This window comes from Ligilactobacillus ubinensis, from assembly GCF_024160875.1.
Taxonomy (GTDB): domain Bacteria; phylum Bacillota; class Bacilli; order Lactobacillales; family Lactobacillaceae; genus Ligilactobacillus; species Ligilactobacillus ubinensis.
In genome coordinates this window covers 1-518 of record NZ_JAIULA010000056.1, presented here as the reverse complement: position 1 = coordinate 518, position 518 = coordinate 1, and the positions used below count along the sequence as shown (strand labels likewise).

The window sequence follows — 518 nt, the reverse complement described above, 5'->3', positions numbered from 1 at the left end:
AGCGAAGTCTGGCTAAACGCGGCGGACTGTAAATCCGCTCCTTCGGGTTCGGTGGTTCGAATCCACTCCCTTCCATTAATAGGGATATAGTTTAAAGGTAGAACTACGGTCTCCAAAACCGTCGGTGTGGGTTCAATTCCTACTATCCCTGTTAGTAGCAAAATGGCGGTAGTGGCGAAGTGGTTAACGCACCGGATTGTGGCTCCGGCACGCGTGGGTTCGATTCCCACCTACCGCCCTAGAAAAGATTGGGGTATAGCCAAGTGGTAAGGCAACGGTTTTTGGTACCGTCATGCGCTGGTTCGAATCCAGCTACCCCAGTAAGGAAATGAATCCTAAATAATGGCGGTATAGCCAAGTGGTAAGGCAGAGGTCTGCAAAACCTTTATCACCGGTTCAAATCCGGTTACCGCCTTTTAGCGGAGGCGCTAACAAGAAAACATGCCGGTGTGGCGGAATTGGCAGACGCGCTGGACTCAAAATCCAGTGTCCGTTGAGGACGTATCGGTTCGACCCCG

The 518-nt window shown here is 51.7% G+C and carries 4 tRNA genes; all 4 read left to right on the top strand.

Going from position 1 to position 518, the window contains the following annotated elements:
- Positions 1 to 80 precede the first annotated feature (80 nt).
- A tRNA-Trp gene (locus tag LB941_RS12345) sits at positions 81 to 151 on the top strand.
- A gap of 14 nt (positions 152 to 165) precedes the next feature.
- Positions 166 to 238: transfer RNA gene (locus tag LB941_RS12340), tRNA-His, on the top strand.
- 11 nt (positions 239 to 249) lie between these two features.
- Positions 250 to 321: transfer RNA gene (locus tag LB941_RS12335), tRNA-Gln, on the top strand.
- 23 nt (positions 322 to 344) lie between these two features.
- Positions 345 to 415 (top strand) — tRNA-Cys (locus tag LB941_RS12330).
- Positions 416 to 518: the final 103 nt, after the last annotated feature.